Below are 1891 nucleotides of genomic sequence, written 5' to 3'. Positions count from 1 at the left end.
AATTGATTGTTGTAATTATATTTAAGAAACAACGATGAAGAGTTTGATCCTGGCTCAGGATGAACGCTAGCGGCAGGCCTAACACATGCAAGTCGAGGGGTAACATAGAGAAGCTTGCTTTTCTGATGACGACCGGCGCACGGGTGAGTAACGCGTATACAACCTACCTTTTAGCGGGGAATAGCCCAGGGAAACTTGGATTAATGCCCCATAGTATGGTGATCTCTCCTGAGATTATCATTAAACATTTATGGCTATTAGATGGGTATGCGTCCTATTAGTTAGTTGGTAAGGTAACGGCTTACCAAGGCAGCGATAGGTAGGGGTCCTGAGAGGGAGATCCCCCACACTGGTACTGAGACACGGACCAGACTCCTACGGGAGGCAGCAGTGAGGAATATTGGACAATGGGCGAGAGCCTGATCCAGCCATGCCGCGTGCAGGAAGACTGCCCTATGGGTTGTAAACTGCTTTTACAGAGGAAGAATCGCCACTACGTGTAGTGGTTTGACGGTACTCTGCGAATAAGGATCGGCTAACTCCGTGCCAGCAGCCGCGGTAATACGGAGGATCCAAGCGTTATCCGGAATCATTGGGTTTAAAGGGTCCGTAGGCGGGCAGTTAAGTCAGTGGTGAAAGTCTTCCGCTCAACGGGAGAACTGCCATTGAAACTGATTGTCTTGAGTTATTATGAAGTGGTTAGAATGAGTAGTGTAGCGGTGAAATGCATAGATATTACTCAGAATACCGATTGCGAAGGCAGATCACTAATAATATACTGACGCTGATGGACGAAAGCGTAGGTAGCGAACAGGATTAGATACCCTGGTAGTCTACGCCGTAAACGATGGTTACTAGCTGTTCGGCCCGATTAAGGGCTGAGTGGTTAAGCGAAAGTGATAAGTAACCCACCTGGGGAGTACGTTCGCAAGAATGAAACTCAAAGGAATTGACGGGGGCCCGCACAAGCGGTGGAGCATGTGGTTTAATTCGATGATACGCGAGGAACCTTACCAGGGCTTAAATGTAGTCTGACAGGAGTGGAAACACTTTTTTCTTCGGACAGATTACAAGGTGCTGCATGGTTGTCGTCAGCTCGTGCCGTGAGGTGTCAGGTTAAGTCCTATAACGAGCGCAACCCCTGTGGTTAGTTGCCAGCGAGTAATGTCGGGAACTCTAGCCAGACTGCCGGTGCAAACCGTGAGGAAGGTGGGGATGACGTCAAATCATCACGGCCCTTACGTCCTGGGCCACACACGTGCTACAATGGTAGGGACAGAGAGCAGCCACTTCGCGAGAAGGAGCGAATCTACAAACCCTATCACAGTTCGGATCGCAGTCTGCAACTCGACTGCGTGAAGCTGGAATCGCTAGTAATCGCATATCAGCCATGATGCGGTGAATACGTTCCCGGGCCTTGTACACACCGCCCGTCAAGCCATGGAAGCCGGGGGTACCTGAAGTCGGTCACCGCAAGGAGCCGCCTAGGGTAAAACTGGTAACTGGGGCTAAGTCGTAACAAGGTAGCCGTACCGGAAGGTGCGGCTGGAACACCTCCTTTCTAGAGCAACGCCTTTTAAGGCAATGCGCAATAATCAAAAGGGAAGTTCTTAAAGATCTTTTTTGGTCTTGATTCTATAGCTGTCGATTTAATATTTAAGAAATTGTATAGTGTATACTGTATAATGTATGTTGGAGATGTTTGAAAAGACATTATACAATATACAAGTTACAATATACATTAAACAAAGGACAGTCTCATAGCTCAGCTGGTTAGAGCGCTACACTGATAATGTAGAGGTCGGCAGTTCGAGTCTGCCTGAGACTACGACGCGCTAAGGCGCAGTTCAAAGTTAAAGGTTAATAGTTCAAAGTAATTTGAATTTGAGAC

Annotated in this window: 1 tRNA gene and 1 rRNA gene; both read left to right on the top strand. The window is 48.0% G+C overall.

From position 1 onward, the window contains the following. Window positions 1–31 precede the first annotated feature (31 nt). Window positions 32–1561: ribosomal RNA gene (locus B5X51_RS15775) — 16S ribosomal RNA — on the top strand. A gap of 193 nt (window positions 1562–1754) precedes the next feature. Then, window positions 1755–1828 (top strand) — tRNA-Ile (locus tag B5X51_RS15770). Window positions 1829–1891 lie beyond the last annotated feature (63 nt).

The organism is Salegentibacter holothuriorum (assembly GCF_900168045.1).
GTDB lineage: Bacteria > Bacteroidota > Bacteroidia > Flavobacteriales > Flavobacteriaceae > Salegentibacter > Salegentibacter holothuriorum.
Note: the sequence above shows the minus strand (reverse complement) of the source record. Positions and strands in the feature narration are given on the sequence as shown.